General features: G+C 59.3%; 23 protein-coding genes and 1 pseudogene. 11 read left to right on the top strand and 13 right to left on the bottom strand.

What is annotated here, in order from left to right; all coding sequences use genetic code 11:
- Positions 1–4: 4 nt before the first annotated feature.
- Entirely contained in the window at positions 5–1,144 is a 1,140-nt protein-coding gene (locus BSG19_RS21640) for an RHE_PE00001 family protein (protein WP_092990081.1), read from the bottom strand.
- Positions 1,145–1,581: 437 nt separating this feature from the next.
- Here BSG19_RS21640 and BSG19_RS21635 point away from each other — a divergent pair, with 437 nt between their 5' ends.
- The 6 genes from BSG19_RS21635 to BSG19_RS21610 all read left to right on the top strand — a co-directional run bounded on the left by BSG19_RS21635 (position 1,582) and on the right by BSG19_RS21610 (position 7,928).
- Positions 1,582–2,853, top strand: a complete 1,272-nt coding sequence (locus tag BSG19_RS21635; protein ID WP_092990080.1) for a sugar ABC transporter substrate-binding protein — start codon at positions 1,582–1,584, stop codon at positions 2,851–2,853.
- A gap of 64 nt (positions 2,854–2,917) precedes the next feature.
- A complete protein-coding gene (locus BSG19_RS21630; RefSeq protein WP_092990079.1) occupies positions 2,918–3,811 on the top strand; it encodes a carbohydrate ABC transporter permease in 894 nt (297 codons plus the stop codon).
- Positions 3,808–4,704, top strand: coding sequence for a carbohydrate ABC transporter permease (locus BSG19_RS21625; RefSeq protein WP_092990078.1), 897 nt, complete (start codon positions 3,808–3,810; stop codon positions 4,702–4,704). The genes BSG19_RS21630 and BSG19_RS21625 overlap by 4 nt, the downstream gene beginning before the upstream one ends.
- 83 nt (positions 4,705–4,787) lie before the next feature.
- Positions 4,788–5,894: an ABC transporter ATP-binding protein gene (ugpC, locus tag BSG19_RS21620; RefSeq protein WP_092990077.1), complete on the top strand. Its 1,107-nt coding sequence runs from the start codon at positions 4,788–4,790 to the stop codon at positions 5,892–5,894.
- 54 nt (positions 5,895–5,948) lie between these two features.
- Entirely contained in the window at positions 5,949–6,887 is a 939-nt protein-coding gene (locus BSG19_RS21615) for an N-acetylglucosamine kinase (RefSeq protein WP_092990076.1), read from the top strand.
- A gap of 48 nt (positions 6,888–6,935) precedes the next feature.
- Positions 6,936–7,928, top strand: a complete 993-nt coding sequence (locus BSG19_RS21610; protein WP_092990075.1) for an SIS domain-containing protein — start codon at positions 6,936–6,938, stop codon at positions 7,926–7,928.
- Between the two features lie 72 nt (positions 7,929–8,000).
- Here the strand turns inward: BSG19_RS21610 and BSG19_RS21605 are convergent, their stop codons facing one another.
- Both BSG19_RS21605 and BSG19_RS21600 read right to left on the bottom strand, forming a co-directional pair.
- The gene (locus tag BSG19_RS21605) at positions 8,001–9,164 is read right to left on the bottom strand and encodes an ROK family protein (RefSeq protein ID WP_244529371.1); all 1,164 of its coding nucleotides are present in this window, start codon (positions 9,162–9,164) and stop codon (positions 8,001–8,003) included.
- A 446-nt stretch (positions 9,165–9,610) separates the two neighbouring features.
- Complete coding sequence (locus tag BSG19_RS21600; RefSeq protein WP_092990074.1) at positions 9,611–10,576, bottom strand: NAD-dependent epimerase/dehydratase family protein; 966 nt, start codon at positions 10,574–10,576, stop codon at positions 9,611–9,613.
- A gap of 263 nt (positions 10,577–10,839) precedes the next feature.
- Here BSG19_RS21600 and BSG19_RS21595 point away from each other — a divergent pair, with 263 nt between their 5' ends.
- Positions 10,840–13,236, top strand: a complete 2,397-nt coding sequence (locus BSG19_RS21595; RefSeq protein WP_092990073.1) for a hypothetical protein — start codon at positions 10,840–10,842, stop codon at positions 13,234–13,236.
- Between the two features lie 140 nt (positions 13,237–13,376).
- On the opposite strand, the gene BSG19_RS21590 is transcribed toward BSG19_RS21595, so the two are convergent.
- The gene (locus BSG19_RS21590) at positions 13,377–14,321 is read right to left on the bottom strand and encodes an alpha/beta hydrolase family protein (protein WP_092990072.1); all 945 of its coding nucleotides are present in this window, start codon (positions 14,319–14,321) and stop codon (positions 13,377–13,379) included.
- An 89-nt stretch (positions 14,322–14,410) separates the two neighbouring features.
- On the opposite strand from BSG19_RS21590, the gene BSG19_RS21585 reads away from it, so the two are divergent.
- Together BSG19_RS21585 and BSG19_RS21580 are read left to right on the top strand one after the other, a co-directional pair.
- Positions 14,411–15,304, top strand: coding sequence for an AraC family transcriptional regulator (locus BSG19_RS21585; RefSeq protein WP_092990071.1), 894 nt, complete (start codon positions 14,411–14,413; stop codon positions 15,302–15,304).
- A gap of 183 nt (positions 15,305–15,487) precedes the next feature.
- Positions 15,488–16,069, top strand: coding sequence for a DUF1349 domain-containing protein (locus BSG19_RS21580; RefSeq protein ID WP_092990070.1), 582 nt, complete (start codon positions 15,488–15,490; stop codon positions 16,067–16,069).
- Positions 16,070–16,220: 151 nt separating this feature from the next.
- On the opposite strand, the gene BSG19_RS21575 is transcribed toward BSG19_RS21580, so the two are convergent.
- Together BSG19_RS21575 and BSG19_RS21565 are read right to left on the bottom strand one after the other, a co-directional pair.
- Positions 16,221–16,595, bottom strand: coding sequence for a DUF1294 domain-containing protein (locus BSG19_RS21575; protein WP_244529370.1), 375 nt, complete (start codon positions 16,593–16,595; stop codon positions 16,221–16,223).
- Between the two features lie 1,017 nt (positions 16,596–17,612).
- Positions 17,613–19,133, bottom strand: coding sequence for an ABC-F family ATP-binding cassette domain-containing protein (locus BSG19_RS21565; protein ID WP_092990068.1), 1,521 nt, complete (start codon positions 19,131–19,133; stop codon positions 17,613–17,615).
- A gap of 431 nt (positions 19,134–19,564) precedes the next feature.
- Between BSG19_RS21565 and BSG19_RS26190 the strand changes: the two genes are divergently transcribed.
- On the top strand, positions 19,565–20,086 hold the full coding sequence (locus BSG19_RS26190) for a GNAT family N-acetyltransferase (RefSeq protein ID WP_092990067.1): 522 nt from the start codon (positions 19,565–19,567) through the stop codon (positions 20,084–20,086).
- 143 nt (positions 20,087–20,229) lie between these two features.
- Here BSG19_RS26190 and arsK read toward each other — a convergent pair whose 3' ends face one another.
- From arsK to BSG19_RS21530, 6 genes are all read right to left on the bottom strand, one after another.
- Positions 20,230–21,417, bottom strand: coding sequence for an arsenite efflux MFS transporter ArsK (gene arsK / locus BSG19_RS21555; protein ID WP_092990066.1), 1,188 nt, complete (start codon positions 21,415–21,417; stop codon positions 20,230–20,232).
- A complete protein-coding gene (gene arsH, locus BSG19_RS21550) occupies positions 21,414–22,139 on the bottom strand; it encodes an arsenical resistance protein ArsH (RefSeq protein ID WP_170866068.1) in 726 nt (241 codons plus the stop codon). The genes arsK and arsH overlap by 4 nt, the downstream gene beginning before the upstream one ends.
- Complete coding sequence (gene arsC / locus BSG19_RS21545) at positions 22,114–22,536, bottom strand: arsenate reductase (glutaredoxin) (RefSeq protein WP_092990064.1); 423 nt, start codon at positions 22,534–22,536, stop codon at positions 22,114–22,116. Before arsC ends, arsH begins: the two co-directional genes overlap by 26 nt.
- Positions 22,537–22,540: 4 nt before the next feature.
- Positions 22,541–23,575 (bottom strand): ACR3 family arsenite efflux transporter, encoded by a 1,035-nt coding sequence (arsB, locus tag BSG19_RS21540; protein ID WP_092990063.1) that lies wholly within the window; start codon positions 23,573–23,575, stop codon positions 22,541–22,543.
- Positions 23,572–23,931: an ArsR/SmtB family transcription factor gene (locus BSG19_RS21535; RefSeq protein ID WP_092990062.1), complete on the bottom strand. Its 360-nt coding sequence runs from the start codon at positions 23,929–23,931 to the stop codon at positions 23,572–23,574. Before BSG19_RS21535 ends, arsB begins: the two co-directional genes overlap by 4 nt.
- 168 nt (positions 23,932–24,099) lie before the next feature.
- Positions 24,100–25,347 carry an MFS transporter gene (locus BSG19_RS21530; RefSeq protein WP_244529369.1) on the bottom strand — a complete coding sequence of 416 codons (1,248 nt, stop codon included), beginning with the start codon at positions 25,345–25,347 and terminating at the stop codon, positions 24,100–24,102.
- A 100-nt stretch (positions 25,348–25,447) separates the two neighbouring features.
- On the opposite strand from BSG19_RS21530, the gene BSG19_RS21525 reads away from it, so the two are divergent.
- Positions 25,448–25,915 (top strand): winged helix-turn-helix transcriptional regulator, encoded by a 468-nt coding sequence (locus BSG19_RS21525; protein ID WP_092990061.1) that lies wholly within the window; start codon positions 25,448–25,450, stop codon positions 25,913–25,915.
- A gap of 35 nt (positions 25,916–25,950) precedes the next feature.
- Here the strand turns inward: BSG19_RS21525 and BSG19_RS21520 are convergent.
- Positions 25,951–26,195 (bottom strand): annotated as a pseudogene (locus BSG19_RS21520) (transposase); the annotation flags it as partial.
- Between the last annotated feature and the right edge of the window lie 132 nt (positions 26,196–26,327).

The following is a 26,327-nucleotide window of genomic DNA, read 5'->3' as shown; positions in this document are numbered from 1 at the left end:
ATCGTCAAATTATCCCCCACGCCCGAAACCTCCCCCTCCCGGTCATCTCGCGCAGACCCAGCTCCAAAACAATCCGCCGCGCCGCCTGCGGCGTGACGTTGAGCGTTTTCGCCACCATCCCGGCCGACACCAACGGCTTTGTCATGACAAGCTCGACCAGCTCCGGCAGTTTTGAAGACGTCCGGCGCCCGTCGAGCTTTCGGTCCATCATTGTCTTCGCCAGCGTCAGCCGGTCGTGCTCTTTCATGCCGATCTCGGCGGCCGCTAAAAGCCCGTGGGCAATGGCAAGCAGCCGTGTTTCGCGGTCGCGATGCCGGCGCCGATCGACGGGAATGGTTCTCATGCCGAGGTTCATGGCTGCAAGATGGGCACCGGTGGTGATGCCGGCCTGGCGGAGGATCGAGGCGGCAAACACCCGGCCGAGCCAGGGCGCATGCTGGAGGACGGAAAGTTCTTGCCAGGCATCGAGAGCGACGATCGCCTGCAGCAACGCCGGCAAGTCTTGCGCCTCCCGCACGACGCCGCGCCATTCCTCCAGCCGGGCATCCTCGTCCCAGTCGAGATCATAGACAAGTGCGTCTCTATCCGCCGCGCCACTCCAGCCGGGCCGAGTTGCGTTCTCGATCGCGGCCTCCGATCGGGCGAGCACCGCATCGATGGCGGCGTAGTCGACGCCGGGAAGATTTTCGATGTCGTCGACATCTTCCCCCTCGCCTTCCGGATCGACTGTGACCGCACGCCGGATGGCACCGATCGTCTGCGCCTCTTCGGTGTCAGCCGTCGTGATTTCCGCGGTTTTCCGCAGCGAGCGGATGCCGTCGGCAGAGAGCGCCCATTCGGGGGACTGGCCGGCGATCCGCCGACGGGTGCGCAGGACGTCGCGGGCGATTGTCAGCTCATGGGTAGGTGTGCGAATATCCTTCGTGGCGTCGTGGAGAACGAGGTCTTCGAGATGGACGAGTTCGCCATCGATCCACAGCGAAGCACACGCGTCGGCAAAATGAGATCGTTCGATCCACCCCTGGCCGACCGGCGAGCGGGCGATGCGCTCGTCGAGACGCGTCAGCGCGACACCGGCGTCGAAAGCCGGTCGCATCAGGGCACTCATGCTGATTTTTGCAATATCGTAAGCCATTGAAATCATGGTAAATGATTTCTTATGGGAACTCTACATAAATATTACAGTTCCTCACCCGGTACGATCGCCGGTTCGCGCTCTAACCATCGATAAGTACTCCTTATCGATAGTAAACCTACTGATGAGAAGATTATAATACCTTCTCAGAGAGCGATTATACTAAATGCCCTCTTTGCTCATGTCCTGCCAAGCGGTGTGTGAATGCTTGCTCGATCTGGTGACTTAATGCCCTTGGCAGAAATCATCTGCCTCAAGAGTCGTGCTGCGCTCACCTGCATATGAGCGAGCGACAGCCAACGGCTGACGACCTTCTTCACAAAAAAGACCCTCCGCCAACAAAACAGGTTGCGTCTAGGAGTTTGTTTGTTAATGTGCCTAACAATAGCGAGCGAAGATCTGAAACAGGCACCTCGCGGAACAGCAACAAGCATCAGGAGACAATCATGATTACGAAAGCCAGCTTCTGCCTCAGTACGATCCTGACTGGTACGTTCGTCGCTACGGGCGGTGCATATGCGCGAGAGAATGTTGTTCTTGAATATTGGGTCTATTCCGATTTCGCACAGGGAGAGGCCCTAAAACTGCAGCAGACGTTCATCGACGAATTCGAGGCAAAGCATCCTGGCCTTACGATTAACATCGCAGGCAAAGGTGACGACGACCTGCTGTCGGGGCAGATCGCAGGCGCTGCCAGCGGAAGCGGCCCCGATGTCTTCATGAACTCGACATCCGCCGGGTCCTCCCTTGTTGAGGCTGGTGCACTGAAGAACATCTATGCGGAGTGGATGGCAACGCCCGACACCTTTCGTGCTCAGTTCAACAAGGAACTGATATCAATGTGTACGCCGAAGCCCGAGACGATGTACTGCATACCCTACACCGGCTATGGCTCCCTGATGTTTCGCAACCTGACGGTTCTTGAGCAGGCCGGCGTCGATACTAAGGCGCCGATCAGGGACTGGGCGGACTGGCTGTCCCAGATGGAGAAAGTGAAGGCAGCGGGGAAGTACGGCGTTCCCGACATGACGCAGAACTGGGCGTCCTTTCTCAACATCTACTCGGGTGTCGCCGAAGCCAGCGAGTGGGGTGCCGATTTCGATGCGAAGAAGACACTGGTCAATCCAGAGAAATATGCCAAGACGGCGGATTTCTTACAGAAGTTGAAGCCGTTCTCCACGGGCACCAATGTCAATGACCAGGCAACGCGCGACCTTTTCATTAGTAACGAGCTTGCGTTCTATATCAACGGCCCTTGGGTCAATCCACCATTGGAGCAGGCCGCCAAGACGTCTGGTCTTAAGTATGACTGGGTCATGGTGCCGGGTGCTGCGGAAGGTAAAAGGGCTGGCGTACAGGGATATGAGTTTATCGGCGTTGCTCCCAAAGCCAACTCCAAGCTCGCGTTTGAGTTTGCGGCGTTTGTAACCGAGAAGCAGCAGATGATCCGCTGGGCTGCAGCACTCGGACGGTATAACAGCAACTTAGAGTCTCTCGCTGACCCCTCGGTTTCAGGCAATCCTCTTCTGGCGGCGACGGCTGAGTCTGCCAAGACCGCGCTCTACAACAAGCCGCCCTTCTTCCTCGGCACCTTTCCGAACAGCTACTGGTCGGCCATCACCGACAATGCCTCTGCCGTGGCCGATGGCGAGATGACACCCGATGAAGCGGCTTCGCAACTTGTCGAGGAACTGAACGAGATCCTCGCAGACGGGTGACCGTCGTGTCTTTCCAGCAGCGGGTTCTGCCCGCTGCTACGGACCTCGCGTTGAAGGAAATACCATGTCATCGAGAACGACGCGCAGCATCGCGCATTACCTGATGCTGTCTCCCTTCATGCTGCTCTTTGCAGTCTTCTTTCTCTATCCCATTGCCAGCGGGTTCTTCTATTCGTTCTTCGAGTGGAATGCCGCACAGAGCTCACAATTCGTAGGGCTTGCAAACTACACGAAGGTCTTCACGTCGCGAAGCTTCGAGAAGGCTACCTGGAACCTCCTTGTCTACGTAGCGATCACCGTGCCACTCGGCATCTCCGTTGCCCTTGGGCTCGCCCTGCTGGTCGACAGCTTCAGCGGCTTCTGGGCAAAATTCTTCCGCAGCGCCTTCTTCATTCCGGTGGTGATGCCGCTTTTCCTTGCAGCCACGATATGGCGCTGGATCTACGCCCCGAACTTCGGTCTCTTGAACACTGTGCTCGCCTGGTTTGGCGTCCCGTCAGTCCAGTTCCTCAATGATACCGGCACGATGCTCTATGCTATGATCGCTGTCGATGTCTGGGTTTCCGCTGGCTTCAACATGGTCATTCTTCTGGCTGGTCTGAAGAACGTGCCGCGCCACTATTACGAAGCTGCGCGTCTCGACGGTGCGAGCAAGTTCCAGCAAATCGTGCATGTCACGATTCCCTCCATCCGGCCAGTCCTCTTCTTCGTCATCACCTACGGCCTGATTTCCGCGCTACAGGTCTTCGATATTCCGTGGCTACTGACGGGTTCGTCCTTCGCTGAATACGGCGGCCGCGCCAACACGCTCCTTTTCCCCGTCATGGACATGATGGGTCGGGGCTTCGGTAGCGTTCGTTTCGGACAAGCCTCCGCCTACGGCTTCATGCTGACCATCCTCATCGTCTGCGTGACAGCCGTGATGTTCGCCCTGCGCAAAAGATTTGGTGACGTATGAGCACGACCGTAAATGCTGCTGAAAACCTTTCTCTCCAGGCTTCCGCTAACGGCTCTCGCAGATGGTCTCCCTCCTTCGCTACGGTCCTGAAATGGATCCTCGCGATCGGCATTGCCATCGTTGCCGTTTTTCCGATCTGGTGGATGTTCAATGTCGTGTTCTCTGAGCCGGGCGTCCCCATCTCAATCAACCCCCGCCTCTACCCGACGTCACTGAGTGCCGGCCTCAACAACATCCTCATCATCTTCACGGAGACCGACTACCTCCGGGCCTACTACGTGTCCGTCATGTACACGCTCCTGACGATCGCTGGCATTCTTCTGTTCTCCTCGATGGCGGCCTTCGAATTCGCGCAGTTCCAGTTTCCCGGCAAGAGCCTCCTGTTTGGTATTGTCATGCTCTCTCTCATGGTGCCGACGGCTGTGACGATCATTCCGACCTATCTGCTCACGGTTCAGCTGGGATGGCTGAACACTATGCAGGGCCTCGTCGTGCCTGGGCTCGCTTCTGCCTTCGGCCTCTTCATGCTCATCCAGTTCATGAAAAGCATTCCGGCGGAGATGATCGAAGCGGCCCGGCTCGACGGTGCAAACCACTTCCAGATCTACTGGCACGTAGCACTGCCTCTCTCGAAGAACGCGCTCGTGACGCTTGCCATCCTCACATTCATGAACACCTGGGGAAACTACATCTGGCCGCTAATCGTTGCGCCGAGCCCGCACATGTACACGGTCGGTCAAGTTGTCGGACTGTTCAACGCCCCCTATTCGCACACGACAGTCGATATCGTGATGACGGCCAACCTGCTTGCTGCCGTCCCTCCCCTCATCTTCTTCCTGATCTTTCAGCGTCAGATCGTCGAGGGGATCGCCCATTCCGGAACAAAGGGCTAGGCGCTCTCGGCGCCTCCCCGACACCTTCCCGTTCTGACCGCAGGTCTTCTGCGGCGCGACCAGCCATGAACAAGGTTATCGCTATGTCCAGCTTACAGATTAAGAATGCCACCAAAGCCTATGGCACGGTCGAGGTTCTCAACGACATCAACCTCGATATCAACAGCGGCGAGTTCGTCGTGTTTGTCGGACCTTCGGGATGCGGAAAGTCGACGCTGCTACGAATGATTTCGGGGCTCGAGGACATCACCGCTGGCGAGATGCGCCTGGACGATCGCGTCATCAACGATATCGACCCGGCAAAGCGGGGCATCGCTATGGTGTTCCAGTCCTACGCGCTTTATCCGCATCTAACCGTGTTCGAGAACATGGCCTTCAGCCTGACCATGGCGCGCGCGCCGATGGCGGAGCGTAAGCAAAAAGTGGAGCGCGCAGCCGAGATTCTGCGGCTGACACATCTTCTCGATCGTCGCCCAGCGCAGCTGTCTGGCGGCCAGAAGCAGCGCGTCGCCATAGGCCGCGCCATCGTGCGTCAGCCGAAGATCTTCCTGTTTGACGAACCCCTCTCCAATCTGGACGCCGAGCTGCGCGTCCAGATGCGGGCCGAATTAATAGAGCTGCATTCCCGGCTGCGCGCGACCATGATCTACGTCACGCATGATCAGGTCGAAGCCATGACGCTTGCCGACAAGATCGTCGTGCTGAACGGCGGCAAGATCCAACAGGTGGGCCGCCCTCTCGACCTCTATGACGATCCAGACAACAAGTTCGTCGCCGGCTTCATAGGCACGCCGACCATGAACTTCCTGTCCGGCCAGGTCACAGACGTGGCACATGATCATATCATCGTCGCTGGGCTTGGCGGCGACCCAAAGATCCCGCCCCTTCCGATCCCCTTCACGGGCTTTGATCCGTCTATCCGCAATATCGAGCTTGGCATACGGCCGGAACACGCCACCATCGCATCCGAACCCTCAACAGCCGCCGGCCTTCCGGCCAGGGTGACACTGGTGGAGGAGCTGGGAGATCTGACCTCGGTGCATACCGTTTTAGCAAACGGCGAACGGCTGGTCGCCCAGAACCACGGGCGGCGGCATCAGGGTACGGTGGAGACGTCCGTTCACATCGCTACGGACAAGGCGCTGGTCTTCGACACATCTGGCAAGCGCCTGCGGCCCGCTAGCACCTGAACGCCCACATCTGGCGCGCCCCTTATCACTTGAACAGACTTCTGGAGACTACCCATGAACGGGATCACCGTCGGGATCGATATCGGTGGGACGAAAACTCACCTGCGCGCATATGATCCGGCAGGGCATGCCGATGATCTGATCGTTCCCAGCGGCGAGTGGCGATTGCGTGACTGGACCGGGGACGCCCGTGCCCTTGTCGACTTTGTGGAAACCCTGGCTGGGGCGCGGACGGTCGACGCCATTGCCGTCGGTGCGCACGGTTGTGACAACCAAGAGGAATGCGATGCGTTCGCAGCCGGGTTTCGCGCGGTAACCACCATACCCGTCAAGATCGTGAACGATGCGGAGCTCATTCCAGCCTCGATCGGTGAGATCAACGGGATCGGCGTCGTGGCGGGAACGGGCTCCATTGCTGTAACTCGCAACACGGACGGCCGGATGCTTGTCGCTGGGGGATGGGGCTGGGTTATCGGAGACGAAGGAAGTGCCGCCGGCTTGGTCCGCGAGGCCGGACGCGCTGTAAGCAAATACCTCGATTGCGGTGGCACTCCCGATGAGCCGCTGGTGCGTGCACTGTTTAGTGCACTCAACATCGACAACCCCGCGCGGATCGGGAGTCAAATTGCCAGCGCCGGCGGTGCGGCAGCCCTCGGTCGCCACGCCTCGACAATCTTCGACGCCGCATCCATGGGGTCGAAGATTGCACAGACCGTAATCGATGAAGGTGCTTCTGCGCTTGTTGATCTCGTGGAGCGGCTGCGGATGTTGGGGGCCGAGGCGTCGAGCGTCGTCGCTGGCGGCGGTGTGATCGTCGCGCAGCCGGGTTTGGCCAACGCCTTTCTGCACGCCATGGACGCGCGCTTCGGCAGCTCTCTTTCCGTTTCGATCTATCCGGGTCCGCCTGTCGAAGGTGCCTGCAACATCGCCAAGGCCTTTGCGGCCTCGATACCCCTTTCCGCGCTGCCCGAACGGGCTGGTCGGTCAGCTTAACCCTTGCCGGCCTAACAGTGCCGGATTCTTTAAATGAAAGGATTTCCCATGAGTTACAGAGCCACAATTGCGCGTCAGCCGGAATCTCTGCGCGATAGCATCGCTGCTGCAAGCGCCGACCTTGAGCACATCGATGCTTCACCGCTCAAGGCAGGCCTCATAGGCATCACAGGCATCGGTGCAAGCTTCGCGGCAGCAACGGTGGTCGCTGGCGAATTTCAGCGCCTAGGCCGGCGAGCCCAAGCCATCCGGGCCGTTGATTTGATGCAGGGCGGCGATATGGCTGACAGCATCATTGCCATGTCTGCCGGCGGACGTAGCATCGAGCCGGTCTCCGCCATTCAGGCACATCAGGGATGCCCGTCTTTCGGCATTACCAAGGAGGGCAACAATCCGCTCTCCTCCGTCGTGGGCGCTCATATTCATTTTGCAAGCGGATCGGACGCAACCCCCTCAAGCACCGGCTACACCGGTACGCTCATTGCTGCAGGCCTTCTCGCAGACAAGGTCGCCGGGCGCGCATCAGTCGAGTGGGCCACACTGCCTGCGATCGCCGCTGACGTTCTGAAGACGGCCGGCGATCGTATGGAAGCCGCAGCTGTGATCTTCAATAATCGACGGGCGATCGACTGCGTCGGCGCTGGATCTGCATTCGGTACAGCCGACGGGGCTTCGCTCCTGATCCGCGAAGCCGCCCGCATTCCCGCAGGTCCTTCGGACACGCTGCACTATCTGCACGGGCCAATGGAGCCGATGGATGCAACCACGGGCGTCGTCATCATCGGGGATGGGCGCGAGATCAAGCTCGCACAGGATATGGCCGCCATCGGCAGTGGCGTTCTGCTGATCACGGCAGAAGATGTGGCAGATGCCGAAAACCTCGTCGTCATTCGCGTTCCGGCGCAAACCAGCCGCATCGCTCGCGCGATCCTCGATATCTTGCCCGCACAGCTTCTGGCGGCAACCTTGTCGGATGCCTTAGGGCTGACGGACACGAAGTTCCGGTACCGCCAAACGGACACGAAGATCAAAGCCGATTGAACGGCCTATCCACACTTTGAGAATAAGGGGCGGTCAGTTTGGCCGCTCCTTCGTTTGTTTTCCCGAGTGATGTCAGCCGTTTACAGCGTCAATCAGATCTGCCTGAGCATGGGCCGCGGCCAACTTGCCGATACCGAGCAGCGTCGCATCAGCGCCAAGAGTACTCGTCACAATATCGGTGGAATAGCTTAGTCTCGCAATTTCCTCCCGAACATACGGGAGCAGCAAAGGAAGGCTGCCCACGCCTCCACCGAGCACAACAAAGCCAGGATCGATAACAGCTACACACGCAGCGACGAGCCGTCCTATGTCATGCCCGTGCCGCCTGACATGATCCGTTGCGGCCACGTCGCCTTTGCTGGCCCTTTCGAAGAGGTCGAGACTGTCTCGCGGGAGATCATCTCCCGGCCAATCTGACCGCACGCGCTCCATGAAGGCGTCTACGCCAAGATAATCTTCCAATGTCTCCGGCTGCGGCCTCTCGTTTGCGCTCCAGGGAAATGGGATATGACTGACTTCGCCAGCTGCGCCATTCTGACCACGGATAAGCTCGCCGCTTAACACGGTCCCCATGCCAATCTTCAGGCCTACCTGCACGAACGCAAAGTCACGGCGCCCGATGGCGGCTCCGTAGTTGTGTTCGGCGATAGCAGCACAATTGACGTTATTTTCCAGGACAAGGGGCACGCCGGGTGGTGGTGTGAAGCCATCGAACGTCCAAAGCTCGCGGTCAGGCTGCACGAGCCGCGATTGGCCTGTGACGCGGGCCGGCACTGCTACTCCAATGGCGCGGAGCGGTCCCCACTCTGGCATAACTGCCTTAAGTACCTCGGTGATAGCCTGATCAACCATACGGCTAATCTCAGCGCTCATATGGCGTTGACCTGAAGAAAGCGGGTAAATCCCAGCCAAAAGCACTCGGCCGTCCAGATAGGTCGCGCGATAGCGAATGACCGTTGACCCGGCATCCACCGCGATCGTATGCCCTGCGCCCTTGCCAATTTGATAGATAGCAGCCGTCCGTCCCGTATGGCCTTGTGCTTGCCCAATGACTTCCACGTAATCCAGCCGGCTTAGCTCCGCCATAGCTGCCGACAATGTCGGACGTGAAAGATTGAGGTCCTCACACAACTGCGGACGTGTTGCTTGCCCAACGGCGACTAAGCGTTTGAAAACGGCACGTGCGCTCGATGTGAAGGTTGCTGGGATAGCTATAGGCACGCGTGCTAAGGACAAAGCTTCATCTTTCCTTGGTCAGTTGCTGCTTTTACCGGATCGGGCACCACATGGTAAAGCTGCAAAACAAACTGACGCGTGCCCTGAAGTCCGCAACGCTCTGCGTATGCATGTCCCTGTTTCGCTTTGGAAAAGATGCGGTGTATCGATTCCGGCACTGGCCGCTTCGTCGATACTAACGCCGCTCTTGTCTAGGCGTCGGGCGTAGGAATTGCCACACATCGATCATCTCCGGAACGATCGGGATTTTAGAACTTCTCCAACAAGCTGCCTGGCCCGCGGACGGTTCATTCACAGGAACTGTTGATGATAAGCTTAGACATGCCGTACATCGCCGTAAGCGGGGAGATGCGGCTATAATACTGCTGTAGCCCGACTGTATTAACTCAGAGCGACTCTCGGTGCCCCTACAGCTATGTATATTCATCCACATCAAGATAATTTACTTATTCCAATGCCGATTCTACCTTACCCCTCGTAATGAGCCACGTCACCGCTTCCTGTACCGCTTGCAGCGATGTGTGCCGGGGGACGAAGCCGAGGAGACGCCGCGCCTTTTCCATCGAGCAATTCGGGCTGCGCGCAATATGCTCCCAGGTGGCTTTCGCGTCTTCGGCGTTCTGGCCAGCTGCCCATTGGTCATAGGGAAGGAATTCCAGTTCGGGTTCATGACCGAACCAGCGCGACATGCTCTCTGCATATCCGCGCAGCGTCAGTGCCTTCTCGGAGACAGCATGGAAACTCTCACCGATTGCCGTTGCACGAGAGGAAATGACCGCCATGAACAAGCGGGCGACATCTTCCGCATGGACGTGGTGGACAGTCTCCAGGCCGAAGTTCGGCAAGGCAAGTTTGTCGCCGCGCGCCAGCACCGAAAACACCTGCGGATTGAAGTTGCCCTGCGGGTTGAGCGGGGCCCAGCCCGGTCCGACGATGTGCCCGGGATGAAGAATGGTCACGGGAAACCCGTCCTGATGCGCCTTCTTCAACAGGTAGGTCTCGATCTCGGCTTTCTTCACCCCATAGTCGCCAAACGGATATTTTGGTGTGTCCTCAACAGTTGGAACGGCAACAGACGTGCCGTGGGTCCAGATCGTGCCTGTGTGAAGGAAATGACCGACATGACCAGCCAGCGCTCCAATCAGCATTTCAGCGCTGGGTTTTGTGAAGCAGATCATGTCGATGACGATGTCGGGCTTCAGAGACAGGATATCCTTGCCGAAAGTACCGGCGCGCTCCAGCGCCTCCCGATCCATTTGCAGACGTTCGACGTGACGCCAGGCCGTGTGCGGCTGGTAGGGTTCGGCCACGCCACGACTGATGGCGACAACCTCATACCCTGCTTCAACGAGGGTGGGAACAAGGTAGGTCCCGACATGCCCCGTTGCTCCAATCACGATCACACGGGTCATAACGTCACCTGACTGCCTGGTTGATGGAGGCTCGTGTTCGGTAACGTGCACCTGTCACTCGAGTTCCGAACGGTCCGAACGCGTGGAAACCTTCAGCCACATGGCGTTGTGCAAGGTGCACGACAAGACCGCCGGTCGTCCAATGGGATCATAACCGCCGAGGCTATATATGCATTTTCTTGTACACGTTCTGTTAACATCATCGCATTAGCAGGCTGGCCCCGGCCTCGGGCCGATCGAGTTCGACCAATTGTGGATGCCGTATGCGAAAGCACATTGCCTCACCCCAAACCCTCCAGCGCATGATCACCCAGTTCTGCCAGGTCAGGATTGCTCCTGTTGCGACACAACGCGACTGCCAGAACATTCGGGGCTACCTGCTGTCACTTATTGCCAGACACATGCGGCCACCGATAAACGCCGGGCGCACGGATTGGCGGCAGATCGGCGATGATTGTGATCTTCGGCAGGAGATGTCGCAAGCATTGAAGCGAGCGATGCAGCCGGGACTTGACGCAATCGAACGTTGGATGCGTGATATCGGCGAGGCGGAGCCGGATCCAGCGCCATCCCGGCGAACTCAACCAACACAACAGCAGCCGAGAACACCGGTTGCGGACAAGACAGCGAGGGCCAAACGAGCTGTCAAAGACGTGCCATCGTCCAGATCACCAAGGACACTGCGCAGTACGGTATCCACAGCGGCGCCGTCCCTGTCCAAGCCTGGACCAGATCCGCAACCGATCGACCCCTTCCCCGAGCCACTCTTCAGCCAAGGGCAGGATCCTGCTTCGTTTCAAGAGGCACTGAGCTACCAGATCCGCCGTTTTGGCGAGACCTACTATCGCCTGCATAAGGCCGTCGTCCATCCGGGCGAGGCCTTTGACAAGACTACGCTGCTGAGCTGGATGACCGGCATGAAGACGCCGAGGACTTTGGAAAGCCTCGCCATCCTCAACCGTATTGAAGCCCGCTATCGCCTTCCCCAAGGATACTTCAAAGCCAAACTGCCGCATGCCGTGCGCGCAGCATCGGGCCATGACGTCGGCAGCGACATCGGTCCAGCGGAACGCCGTCGATTGGCCTGGCATCTTCCGGACGACTTCAACAGTCTGCCCCATGCCAAGCGCGAGGAGATCCTTGAATGGGTCCGCCGCGTCATTATTACCGGCGCCACCGACTACAGGCGATATCAGGCAGCAGCCGTTCGTCAGCGATACGCCATACGCTTTCCCGGAATAGCCTATGGCGGCGGCCCATCGACCAGTTGCAACCTCCTCACAAGTGTGGACGATGCAGATGAAGACGATGTCACGTCGATCGAGGATCCGGATCTCCTGTCCGGCGTGATCGATGCGCCGCCAGCCCTTGCGATGGAAATGGCCGATCTCGTTAGCTTCAAGACATCGACGCTGACAGCCCTCGGGTTTCAGCGCCACGGGGTGTGGGGTGAGGAGACGGCGTCCCAGAAGATCGAGCATCTCGGTCTGATGTTCGGAGCCCTGACCGCCGCTCCAGGTGGCGCTGTGCGCGGGCGTGGCGTGCCATTGACGCACCTGACCTTCGGCATGCTGGTCTTTCCCGGCATCTGGGATTGGTATGTGCAGTGGCGTGAACACCGCCGTGGCTTCTACACTGCCTGGGAGGTCGACATGCTGAGCGTCGCGCTTTCCTTGACCCGAGAGGGCACAGGCTGGCTGCGACAACATCCCGAACTTTTGCAGCGCGTCCGTGCCGTGCCCGGCCTGATCTCGCAAGCCGAGATCGATGACGCGCGCAGCGACTGGCATGCCGCCTGCGAACGTTTCTTCCAGTATGCCCGTCATCGCTCGAAGGAGATCCAGCGGGTCATGCGCGTCCACCGTGATCCGTTCGAGCCGATCATGCCGGTTCTGGAGGCGGCAAGCCCGCTTGCCGAGTATCGCAAGATCACGGAGGAGATCGTTCAGCGGATGCCGGATGAGCGCCGGTATCCGCGGGCTGCGGCCGAAGCCGTGCGTGCTTTCCTGATGTTGCGTCTTGGCCTGCATCTGGGGCTTCGCCAGAAGAACCTGCGCCAGCTCCTGCTCTGCCCGCGCGGTCATTTTCCGCGCTCCGAGCGGCGGCTGCAGGAACTGAAGCGGGGCGAACTGCGCTGGAACGACCGCGAGCGGGGCTGGGAAGTGCTGATCCCGGCCATCGCTTTCAAGAATGCCCACTCGTCGTTCTTCGGCTCAAAGCCGTTCCGGCTGATCCTGCCCGATCTGATGGGGCTCTACACGCATCTCGACGCTTATGTCGCGTGCCACCGCAGTGTCCTTCTTGGAAACGCGCGCGATCCCGAAACCTTCTTCGTCAAGACGGTGAAGACCACCAGCAAGGATGCGGCCTACGACCAGACGACTTTCTACGAGGCGTGGCGGCTGACCATCCAGCGGTACGGGATCTACAATCCCTATACCGGCCGCGGTGCGATCGAAGGCCTTCTGCCCCACGGGCCGCACAACGTGCGTGATGTGCTTGCAACCCACATCCTGAAACAGACCGGCTCCTACGAGCAGGCAAGCTATGCCATCCAGGATACGCCCGACATGGTCGCCAGGCACTATGGCCGCTTCCTGCCGCAGGATAAGGCCGCGCTGGCGGCGAAGATCCTCAATCAGGTCTGGCAGGCGGCGTGAGGTACATGCTCCTCGGGCAGGCGCAGGTCTAACATGTAAAGGGAGCGGCTGATAACCGCTCCCAATTGCAGCTTCGCCACGACGGAAACGGGTGATGCTTCCCATCCACCTGCGGGCTTCCGACGTCCGGCTATATCCGACTACTTCTCGACGACGGTTCCAACGCTGCTCGCCGGACCCTTCAACGCCGTACATGCTGAGGACCAGGCATTGGCGTCATCGCCGAGGGCAGTTCTCAACCAGGCCAGCGTCATGCGCTTCGTTGCCTCGAGCGCATCCGGCACCTCGACCTCTGTCTCCTTGGCGTCGAGCCCTGCAATGCCGCCAAGGCCGTGGCCTACTCCGTGAAGGGTAAGAAGCGCATGCGCACCAACCGCGTCATGGTAGGCATCGGCATGCCAATCCGGGCCACGGGGTGTAAAACGCGGGTTGTCGTCTGCCCCGCAAACGACCAGGCTCGGCGTCGTCAGGTGTGAGAAGTCGAGGTCAAAGAATGGAAAGCGCGCAGCGTTCTCTTCTGTCAGATCTTTTCCACCACGTCCGGGAGCGGTGAGAAGAATCCCAGCCTTGATGCGTGGATCCCTAAAAGTCTCTCCGTGGAGTTGCGCGCCCAGGAGCAGGCTCACCGTGTGGCCACCGAGAGAATGTCCTGCCGCCGCGATGCGGTCATGGTCAAGCCGCCCAGAGACGGCCGGCGCTTGCTCTTCGATCTCTGACAGCCGGTCGATCACCGTCAGAATCTCAGCGACGCGCTCGCGCCAGAAGAACGGCGCGCCTTCGGCGTCTTCAGGAAGGCCGCCGACGCGGGAGCTTGCGTGGGTAGGCTGGATGACAGCAAAGCCGCGCTCCGCCCAGAACTGCGCCATATGCGCGTAGCCATCCTTCGACGGAACGTAGAACGAGGGTCCGTATCCATGCGACAGCATGACGATGGGGAGGCGATCGCCTTCTGCCGGTGCCGTCAAACGCAGTTCCAGAGGCGGTCGTCCGTCGATGTCGAGGCGGATCGGCGAGTAGGCTATCGTGAGGGCTCCGTTGGACGTTGGGATACGGCGCGCGATATCGATCAGATTGTTCTTCGTCATTTGTGACTCCTTGTGCGCCTTCAGGATGGACGACGAGATCAGGATTATCTATATCTAAACGTCCGCACCTATTTAGTGAAAGTCCAGACATGTCCGATCCACTCGCCGAGATCGTCTCGCTACTCAAGCCCGTGCCATCGATCGCCAAGCTGGTTATGGCCGGTGGGGCATGGTCGGTCGAGCGTCGCGAGCTTGGTAGTCCGTTCTATTGCGCGATTGTGGAAGGATGCTGCCTGCTCACGATCGCCGGCAGATCGCCGATCATCCTTGCGTCCGGTGATTTCGTTCTCGTGCCGCAAATCCACGCATTTACCATGAGCAGCTTTGAACAGCCTCCGCCGGGCACGTTACCGCGACGGCTGGAGACCGGTCCCGGCGTCTTCCGCCTCGGCGATCCGGACGCGCTGGCCGACGTCATGGCCATGGTGGGTCACTGTTCCTTCCTGGCGAACGACAAGCAGTTGCTGAGCGCGCTGCTGCCGGACATCGTTCATGCTCGAGGCGAGCGGCGGCTCATGGATCTCGTCGGGATGATTCACGCCGAGATGGTCGGCGGACTTGCAGCGCGGGACATGATCCTGAGCCGGTTGCTCGAAGTTCTCTTCATCGACGCTCTGCGGAGTACAGGAGGGGCTGAGACATCTCCGGGATTGTTGCGCGGGCTTTCCGACATGCGCCTGGCTCCAGCGCTACGACGCATCCATCAGGACCCGAGTGGAGGCTTGTCCGTCGAGGAACTGGCAGAGACCTCCGCTATGTCTCGGTCGGCATTCTTCGACCGCTTCCGAAGGCAGGTGGGCGTCCCTCCGATGGAATATGTGACGGGCTGGCGCATGGCGATTGCAAAGGACCTGCTGGTCCGGCGAGAGGCGCCCCTGGTCGAGATCGCAACGCGGATCGGTTATGCCTCCGCCAGCGCATTCAGCGTTGCATTCACGCGGCATGTCGGTGTCACGCCAGGGGTGTTCGCCCGAACAGACTGACCTCGACAGCCCTGTCTCGCCGCCTATTTTGTGCTGGTTCTACCCTGCAATGTCCGTTTCGAAGGCGCCAAGCACAAGACGCCTGTCAGACCTTGCCTGTTCGCAGCAATTGGGCTTTCTAAAGCTGCCGCTGTACGAGAGATACGGCCGAGCAAGTCCGCTCATTGTCATAGGAGACGTCCGTTGCAGAGTCTTAAAAGTGGACGGTGGCTCAATAAGCCCGCAAAAGCACATGCTTCGGATACCGAGCTTTCCGTGACGACGGACGCCAGCACCGATTTTTGGCGAGAGACACACTATGGCTTTGTGCGCGACAACGGCCACTTCTACGCATTCCAGACCCAAGGCGATTTCACCGCCCAGGTTCGAGTTCAGGCGAATTTCGAGCATCTTTACGATCAGGCCGGTCTCATGGTCAGGCTCGACGAAAGACGGTGGGTCAAGACCGGGATCGAGTTCTCGGACGGATATGGCTTGCTCGGCAGTGTACTGACGAATGAAGCCTCCGACTGGGCAACGGGGCGTTATGACGGCAACCCATCAGATTTCTGGATAAGGGTGACCGTCCAGAGTGGCGTTCTGAGGATACAAGCTTCACATGATGGGCAGACGTGGCCACTCGTGCGCCTCTGCCCATTCCCGGAAGCGGACCATTATCTCGTTGGGCCAATGTGCTGCACTCCCGAACGTGCAGGCTTGAAGGTCAGATTTCGTGAGTGGCAATTGGGACCGGCCTTGGGCAAAGACCTTCACGACCTGACGTAGCCGCCAGAGCGCCTGTTTAGAAGCCACAGCGTCTGTTTCTGGCGAAATTCACGCAGACTTTGCCGAGGCGCAATCCTGACAGGCAATCATCCTCGCCAAAGTCGAGAGTACTGGTGGTCGCCGCCTGGGAACTACATCATAAATCTCTGAATCACAGAGACGACTTCATACGCGATAACGCCTCCACCACAAGATTTGGTACAGCAATCCATACGGCGCCCAATCCTACATGCAGCGCTCCGATTGTCATCAGGATGCTGCGGAACGGCTCTTTGCGCGTTTTGTGACCAAGTACTTGCTGGGCGGCAAGGGCTCCAAGGCTTCCACCGACAATAGCCAGCCAGAGCAGCGTGCTCTCGCGAATGCGCCACGCTCCCTCTACCGCAGCTTTCTTATCCCACCAGTAGACGCAGTAGACCGCGACGTTGATGAGAAGATAAATGAGAAGCAGTGTCAGTTGTGTCGAACGGTACATAGTCGAATATAGGCATGCGGCCGTTAACTGCCGGCTAATCATTGGCTCCATGATTGACGCAATGTTCTTTGCGACGCAGCCTGCCGCGCGTCACTTGAACGGCATCAATGGCATTGGTGCCCTATCCACTCAATGTCTGGGACGTGGCGAACAGAGGTTCCGTCGCAATAGGCCTTGAAAGGCGGCGAAACTCCTCCTGGTGATGACAATCAAGATGGACTTTGCTAACGCTCGCGCCCATTCTGCTCGGGTTATGACACTGGGTCCACCCGTGGCTCCAAAGGACGCAATCTGGTAGCTCCGGATGTGCCTATAGCTGCGCGTCACGATAAAGGCGAAGTCGAAGCACGGCAAGGACAAACAACCAAGCGTTCGGGACGCAACGTCCGCTGATGGCGGACGAAGCTCCGTGATTTCCGGACCTTGGGAAAGCCGTTAATCTGGGGCCTTTCCTTAAATCTCTGGTTCCGAGAATGCAAAGTCTCAGGTTACTGAGGATTTGAAAGAGGTGGTCGAAGACGAATGGTGGGATCATGACCGAGGACGAGCGATTTGATCTGATACGGCTATAGTTGATCCGTTGCGCAATCATCGGCATTCCTGCGGCACTATCGTATTTCTACCCGCTCGCATCGTACCTGTTCGGTATGTTAGCGTTTATGATTTTCATTGGGTACATCGACCTGTTTATCCATCGAGTAAGCCCAGACGATTGGGGCGAAGACGGCGGAGGGTTCTATGGAGCACCGGCAGTCATGTTCCACAAAGCTTGGAACCGACGCCCTCTTGATGAAGGCTGTCAGTAACCATTTCGATGGCCGCATTCGATCGGGCGAGCACCGCATCGATCGCCGAGAATTCGTCGTCGGGTCAACTGTCTTCACCATCCGCACCACCGGACCTTGCTCAAGAGAGATGAAAAGCCAGAGCGAAGTCTACCTATTCCTTTCACAGCCGATGTAGACGCAATAGCCCTTACCGGCTCCCGTGGCTTTTCCAGGCGGCGCGTCACGGCTCCGATCGCCGGGGTTTGACCGCGGACACCGGATCCATACGGACGGGCGAGCCTTATTGCGTGGCAGCTTCAAAAAACGGCTCCGGACTGTCGATTTCGATGAGTTTCCGGCCCTGAATCTGCCAGAACCGATTGCCTGTATTGCGCACGAAACTCCGGTCGTGGGACACGAGAAGGCAACTGGAGTTGCGCTCCAGCAGTTCCTCTTCCAGCGCCTCCTGCCCCTCGATGTCGAGGTGGTTGGTCGGTTCGTCCAGGAGATAGAAGTTCGGCTCCTGAAGGCGCAGCACCAGTAATCCCAGACGAGCCTTCTGCCCCCCGGAAAGCTCGCCGACCGGCCGTCCCTGCATCTTGATGGTCATGCCCGCACCCGCAAGCAGCGTTCGTGCGCGCTGATCGCCGCCGTCGAAACGATGGATAATCGTCTCTAGCGGCGTGCGCCGGTCGTTCAGGTCCGACAAAGACTGGTCGCCATAACCCAGCACCAGCGACGGCGTAGCTGTGATCCCCTCTATGATGACGGATGGCTCGACAATGGCCTGTCGAAGCAGCAAGACCAGACGCGTCTTCCCGGCCCCATTGTGACCGAGAAGAACGATCCGGTCTCCCTGGCAGATGAATTGCTGGCCGGTTCTGAACAGCAGCGTTCCCTCTGGTGTTGTGACCGGCACGTCCTTCAAAGTTATTAGGACTTTTGCGTGCGTGCTGCGATGGGCAAGACGGATCGCGCCCGCCGATCTCTCCAGATGCGCGGGCTTTGCTCCATCCTCGAGCTTGTCTGCCCGATCCTTCAACTGTTTCGTCTTGACCACAAGCAGGTCGCTACCTGAGTTGATGCCGATATTCTTGAGTTTTGCGGCCTGCTGGCGCAGCTGGTCGGCGGTCTTCAGGTCGCGCTCGTAGCGCCGCGCCTGCGCCTCATCAGCCTCATCCAGTGCCACACGGGCTTTGGCATAGGGAAAGCCAAAGACCTTGCTGTTGTCGGGTCGAAGGAAAAGCGTCCTGTTGGTCACAGCTTCCAGAAACGCGCGATCGTGACTGGCGACGATGACGGGCATGTCGCGTGGAGGCGCATTCAGCCAATTCTCCAGCAAAGCGATTTTTGCGAGATCAAGATGGTTGGTCGGTTCGTCGAGCAGAAGCACGTCCGGCTCCGATACCCAAGCGCGGGCGATCAGCGCCAGCCGCTGCCAGCCACCGCTCAGCGCTTTCAACTGCCGCTCCCGCAGTTCTTCCGGCACATCCAGTCCTTCCAGAACGACATCGGCGCGCCAGCTTTCGCTCTCGACAACCTCGCTGGAAAGCGCCTGCAAGACGGCATTGCGGAAAGTCGCCTCGGCAAGTGCGGGCGGAACGTTCTGCTCCACCATGCCGATTGTCAGACCCCTTGCTCGCGTCATCTCGCCTTCGCCGGGCTCAAAGGCGCCGGCGATGCATTTCAGAAGCGTCGACTTGCCGCGACCGTTGGCAGCCACGATGGCAATCCGGTCGCCGGCATTGACGGTCAGATTAAGGCCGGAAAACAGCGGGGTCGCAAGTGTGACCCCGAGATTGCGCAGGTTGATGATGCTCATGGGAATTCTCTGGTCTTGCTCTGCGGACACAGCACATCATGGGCGCGCGGCCTCAATAGATGCGAAGCGTCTCGCGGTGTGTCGGAAATGGCAGAGGGGCGAGCAATGCTCGGCTCTGCAGGCCAAGGGCCTGACCAGACAAGAATGTCGAGAGAACCGGTCTCTGGTCAGCCCTGCAAACGCGTTTGCAGGGCGTTGACGGGGCCACGTGTCCGGTAATACCGGAAATAGAAATTATGCATGTGACCCTCCTTTCTCCTAAAGTGGTTCAAGGTGAGTACCACCGGATTTTTCCCGATGCAACGTCTCCAGGACGACCTCACGGCATACCTCCCATAGCCTTGATGACGCCGTTCGTTTCAGATCCCGTGCTAACGCCTTGAGCGACGATTGCCTGCGATGCCGGCCATATAGAAGTCACCTTTAGATCGATGATGACCTTGTACCGCGGCGACTGGGCGAACTATCGGACCACGGGAGTTTTGGAGCACAACGGCATGCGATACTCGCTAAGGGCGACAACCACATCGGACTGGGATGACATCGCTGACATTTGGCATTCGAGCGCGAGCCTACCCGGTGTCGGTCCCGTTTCAATGCCCTCTCGGGATGAACTGAGGTCGCGCCTAGATCCGGAGTTTGCAGCGGGTTGGTTTGTGATGCTTGCGGTCTGCGAAGGGACAACAGTCGGCTTTGTTGCGATGAAGCGCTCGGAGGCCGTGCTCGCCGAGTTGTTCGTTCGCCCTGACGCCGTGGGCAATGGTATTGGCCGGAAGCTACTCGAGGAAGCCCAGGCCGAGATGCCGACCGGCTTTACCCTGTTTACCCGGACGGCCAATGTCAGAGCTCGGCGGTTTTACGAGGACAACGGTCTTCGGGCGATCAAGGAGGGCTTTCATCCTCGGAGCGGCGACCCCGTCGTCTACTACCGCTGGGAGAGCGGTTTTAGCTAAGAAGCCGAACGCTGCTGACAGTCAGGTTACGGCTGAAAACTGTGTCCATCGCCGGCAAGAAGTTTGAGATTACAATTTATCCTACGTTCTCTTCGGCCCCAAATGCGACGTACGTTGGCGTACGCGTTTGGAGCCGCCATCAATCAGCCTAGTCGTTGAAAACGAAGCAGGCTTGTAAAGGCAACGACTGCCAGCAGTGCCAAGCCAATAATGCCGCCCATCGAGAAACGGATCCCGAACCACTCCATCGTGAGGGCCAGCACGAAGGGCGCTAGTGCCGAAGCGACCAGGCGGGCCGCCATCATGCGACCTTGCAGCTTGCCGTAACCCTCACTCCCGAACAGCGCCAGCGGCAGAGTGCCCGACACGATGCTCAGCAACCCATTGCCCATGCCGAAGATGACGGCAAAAACCATGGCACCGGGTATCGAGGGAGCACTCAGGATCAGGATCACCGCGCTGACCGGAATCAAGGCCGACGAGATCATGGCAAGATGCAGGGCGTTGAGGCGCTTGCCGAACACCATATTGATCAGGCGGCTCGCGACCTGCGACGGACCGAAGAGAGTGCCGACGATGGCGGCGCTTGCGCCGAGCCCTAGTCCGGCCAGTAGTGGAACCATGTGTACCAGCACCGCCGAGCCAGCGAGGTATTGCAAGGCGAAGGCCGTGGTCATGAGTAGGAATCCCGAGCGCCTGCGTTCCAGAGGCAGTGTGCCGAGTACCGGCTCGGTCGGGGATAATGCGGCCTGTTTGCGGCTGTGGGTCACCCCCGTTGCCAGCCAGGCATGCAGCGGCAGGCAGACCAGCAGGTTGAGTCCTGCAAAGACCAGATAGACGTTCTGCCACGAGAGGTGCGAGTGCAGGCTCGAGGTGAGCGGCCAGAACAGTGTGGAGGCGAAACCCGCGATCAGGGTCAGATAGGTGATGCTGCGCTGGGCCACCGTCGGCTGAAGCTGAACCAGGAGTGCAAAGGCGGCCCCGTACTGGACGAGGTTGGCGGCGACCTCGATGCCGATCAGGGCGGCGACATAGGTGGTTCTGCCGGGCGCATATGCGCAGGCAACCAATGCGGCGGCGGCCACAGCAGAGCCGATGGTCATCACCGCGCCCGCGCCGACCCGGTCGATGAGACTGCCGAGCCAGGGCGCGGTGAAGCCGCCGATCAGCAGGGCGACCGAAAGCGCGCCGAAGATCCACTCCTGCGACCAGCCGAGGCTGGCACCCATGTCCGGCGCCAAGATGCTGAAGCTGTAATAGAGGGTGCCGTAACCGATGATCTGGGTGACACCGAGTGACAGGATAGCCGCAACTGGAAGTCTTGCGGTCATATGGACTTGAGGCTCACGCGCTGCTCCAGCTTCTCAGCTTCCTCCTTCCGCTCGCTATAGCGGTCGGTGAGATAGCCGGATGCGTCGCGCGTCAGCCATGTGAACTTGACCAGCTCCTCGCAGACGTCGACGACCCGGTCGTAATAGGACGAGGGCTTCATGCGACCGTCTGCGTCGAATTCCTGGAAGGCTTTGGCAACCGAGGACTGGTTGGGAATGGTGATCATCCGCATCCAGCGGCCGAGCACGCGCAGGTGGTTGACCGTGTTGAACGACTGCGACCCGCCCGAGACCTGCATGACTGCGAGCGTCTTGCCCTGCGTCGGGCGGATCGAGCCGACCGCAAGCGGGATCCAGTCTATTTGCGCCTTCATGATACCGGTCATCGCACCGTGGCGCTCAGGCGAGATCCAGACATGGCCTTCCGACCACTGGGTCAGATCGCGCAGCTCCTGGACCTTGGGATGCGTGACCGGCGCGGCATCGGGCAGCGGCAGGTCGGTGGGATCGAAGATCTTCACCTCGCAGCCAAGTGCCTCCAGCAGCCTGCCCGTCTCGAGCGCCAGCAGTCTGCTGTAGGATACCGTGCGCAGCGAGCCGTAGAGGATCAGGATGCGCGGCTTGTGGGTCGAAAACGCCGGTCGCAGCGCGTCGAGGTCCGGTTGGCGCAGGTGGTCGCGGTCGAGGGCAGGCAGATCAGCCAATGCGTTTGCCCTCCGCATCGAGGACCTGCTCGCCGTTTTCCTTGGTGAAGGGACCCTTGTGCGTCTCCGGCAGGATGTCGAGCACCACCTCGGAGGGACGCGACAGGCGTGTGCCAAGGGGTGTAACAACGAAGGGGCGGTTGATCAGGATCGGGTCCTTCAGCATGGCATCGAGCAACTGGTCGTCAGAGAGGTCCGGGTTGTCGAGGCCAAGATCCACATAGGGCGTACCCTTCTCACGGATGGCTTCACGCACGGTGAGGCCCGCATCCGCAATCATGGTTGCCAGCGTCGCTTTCGATGGTGGATGCTTCACATATTCGATGACCGTCGGCTCGATGCCGGCATTGCGGATCATCTCCAGCGTGTTGCGCGACGTGCCGCAGGCGGGGTTGTGGTAGATGGTGACGTCCATGGTCTCAGGCCTTTCTGATGGCGTTGGTCCGGACCCCGGCGCCGCGCTCGTACCAGTTCTTGCTGCGGTTAACGATCCAGACCACCGACAGCATCACCGGCACCTCGACAAGGACGCCGACCACGGTGGCGAGCGCTGCGCCGGAGGTGAAGCCGAACAGGCTGATGGCCGCCGCCACTGCGAGCTCAAAGAAGTTCGAGGCCCCGATCAAGGCCGACGGACCGGCCACGCAGTGCTCTTCGCCGCTGACGCGGTTCAGGAGATAGGCGAGGCCCGAGTTGAAATAGACCTGGATCAGGATCGGCACGGCGAGGAGCGCGATGACGGTCGGCTGCGCGATGATCTGCTCGCCCTGGAAGCCGAACAGCAGCACGAGGGTGGTGAGGAGCGCCACCAGCGAGACTGGCTGCAGGCGACCGGCCATGCGTTCGACATCTTTGCTCCGGCGCAGGACCTGGGCGATGATGACCGGCAAGACGATATAGAGCACCACCGAGAGGATCAGCGTATCCCATGGCACAGTGATGGCGGACAGGCCGAGCAGGAGGGCAACGATCGGCGCGAAGGCCACCACCATGATCGCATCGTTCAGCGCCACCTGGCTCAGCGTGAAATGCGGCTCGCCCTTGGTGAGGTTGGACCAGACGAACACCATGGCCGTGCAGGGTGCCGCCGCAAGAATGATCAGGCCGGCAATATAGCTGTCGATCTGGGTCTCCGGCAGGTAGGGGCGGAATAGCCAGCCTATAAACAGCCAGCCCAGCAGCGCCATCGAGAACGGCTTGACCGCCCAGTTGATGAACAGGGTGACGCCGATACCGCGCCAGTGGCGACCGACCTGGGCCAGAGCCGAGAAATCGATCTTCAGCAGCATCGGGATGATCATCAGCCAGATCAGCACCGCCACCGGCAGGTTGACCTTGGCGACGTCCATCGCGCCGATGGTTTGGAACACCCCGGGCATCAGGTGCCCGAGGCTGATGCCAACTACGATGCACAGGGCGACCCACAGGCTCAGGTAACGCTCGAAAGTCGTCATTGCCGGCTCTGCGGAGAGGGCGGGTCGCAACAGGGGGTGAGAGCGGTGATCAGGGGCGCGCACAGGTCGGCACTGCCGCCGCAGCAATCCTTGACCAGATAGAGGGTCAGGTCGCGCAGCGCATCGATCTCGGCGCGGTAGATGATCAGGCGGCTGTGGCGCTCGCCTTTGATCAGCCCGGCGCGCGACAGGATCGCGAGATGGGCAGACATCGTGTTCTGCGGCACGCCAAGCAGACGTGCGAGTTCACCGGCTGGTACGCCCTCCGGCTCATGGCGGACCAGCAGCCGGAAGGTGTCCAGGCGGGTGGATTGGGCAAGGGCTGCAAGCGCCGCAATAGCTTTATCTGATTCCATGTATCCAGAGTAATGGATGCATGGATGTTGTCAAGCCTCTCGATCCCGTCAGCGATAACATTTCAGCACCAGTGAGCTTGTACTTTGCGCAATACTCGGCCCGATAAAATCGAGGGACATATGACCGCTGTTGGCGCGAAGTGAAAGACACTCCACAGCCCAAAGCTGTCATTCGTGCGAGCAATCGGCTAAGCGGGTTTGCCGTTTGATGCTCGCTGACAGACAACCGGCGATCCACACGGCGAGCGCAAGCCCGCTGAATGTTGCTCCTAGAATGGAAACTCCCGTCCAACCAGATCGCGCGTAGGTCGCCGTGGCGGCAATTGCCCCGATGGCGCTGCCGATCGAGTAGAATACCATGTACCCTCCAATCAGGCGGCTACTTTTCTCCGGGTTAAGAGCCACGATGACGCTGAGATTGCTGACGTGGACAGCCTGGACCGCCAAATCGAGCAGGAACACCCCTATCAATAGCATTGCTATGGAGAATGATAGGAGAGCGATCAAACCCCAGGATGCCAGCAGGATGGCCAGAGAGATTCCGGTCGTCCAAGCATTATGCCCTCGATCTGCCAGCCTTCCCGCGAATGTTGCACCGATTGCTCCGGCCAATCCAACCAGCCCGAACAGGCCTATCTGAGTGTGAGAATAGGAAAAGGGCGGAGTGCTCAGCGGAAAAACGAGTGCCGTCCAGAAGGTACTAAAGGATGCGAAGATTAACAGCGCGAGACCGCCGCGAAAGAGCAAGACGGGGTCTCGCAAAAACATTCCTGGAATAGACAGTACAGCGTTGAAATATTTTTCCGATTTCCTTTCTACCGATTGCCGCGGCAGAACTGACATCAGAATGCCGACCATCACGAGAGTCGCAAGCGCAGATGTTAGATACACCGCCCGCCACCCACCGAGATCGGCAACCGTGCCAGCGAAGGCGCGGGCTGATAGGATGCCCGCTACGACACCGCTGGTAACCGTACCTACCACCCTGCCACGCTGAGCCGGAGTGGCCAGCGCCGCCGCCTGAGCAACCAATACCTGAACGACGACAGCCAGCAGGCCAAGCGAGGCCATACCAGCCAAGAGCATTGTTTTCGCTCCTGCTGTCGCGACGACCACAAGAGCAATCGTCAGCAGTAGACCTTGGACTATGATGAGCTTGCGTCTATCGATGAGATCGCCAAGCGGCACGATAAAGATCAAACCAAGTCCGTACCCGATTTGGGTCAGCATCCCGATGAGACCGATGACAGCCGACGAGATCCCAAGGTCGGCTGCAATCATGTCGAGCAAGGGCTGTGAGTAATAGATATTCGCCACGCTCAAACCTGCGGCGGATGCAACTATTAGCGTCTGCGCTCCCGACAATCCATGACCCTGCACCTCGCGGGCACTAGTCGCCGTCTTCTCGTCCATCATGCAACCCTCGTCATCTCGTCAGCCATATTCCAAGACCACTTGGCGTGCGGCATTTCCAGTTCTAAGATAGAACCAGATTATGAAATGGAGACCAGGATAGATGGTGAAACGCGTAAGCCTATGGAATGCCGGTTGCCCGGTGGCGCGTTCTCTTGATGCAATCGGGGACTGGTGGTCGCTCCTGATTATCCGCGATGCGTTCGATGGAAAACGCCGTTTCGGGGAGTTCCAGCTTGGGTTGGGCATCAGCAGGGGTGTGCTGGCAACCCGATTGCGCGACCTCGTGAAGCGAGGGATTTTCGAGACAGGACCTGCGTCGGATGGAACGGCCTACCGCGAGTATGTCCTGACCGCGAAGGGGTGTGGCCTGTTCCCCGTGATTGTCGCACTCCGCCAATGGGGTGAAGATTTCCTGTTCGCTGACATGGAAGGTCACTCCTCATTGGTAGATCGAGAGAAACGCGTACCAGTCGCGCGACTTGTGGTCCATGCAGCAGACGGCCGATCCCTTGACTGGCACGACACCGAGGTGACACCTGATCGTGTCCCAGCGCGTGGTGTGGCTTAGACGACCATAGCTCATCCCAGAGGACCGGAGGAGTGTCAGTTTGCGGCTGGCAGGTTGATGAGCGGCTCATCGTAGGGACCGTCTTAAGTGTCATGTACCGGGATCGCTGGACAGCCCGTCCATCGTTCTGTTCAAGCAGCAGCGCATCAACCAAGCGAACGATGGCTTCATCGTTGGGAAAGATGCCGACGACCTCGGTCCGCCGATTGATTTCTCCGTTCGATCGCTCGATCGGGTTATTCAAGTGCAACTTGGTCCAGTGCGCCTTGGGAAAGATCAGTAGGCGGCGCTGCGGTTACCTGGCGCGCGATACGTGAGAGTCGCTCGGTGCCAGCAGACCTGAACGACCACGCGCACGCGGCGCACGGCTGATAGCGAGCATGTCCTGATAGCCGTTCGCAATCGGGTAACT

The organism is Rhizobium sp. NFR03, assembly GCF_900111275.1.
Lineage (GTDB): Bacteria > Pseudomonadota > Alphaproteobacteria > Rhizobiales > Rhizobiaceae > Ferranicluibacter.
The sequence above is the reverse complement of the archived record's forward strand: the minus strand, read 5'-3'. Positions and strand labels throughout refer to the sequence as shown.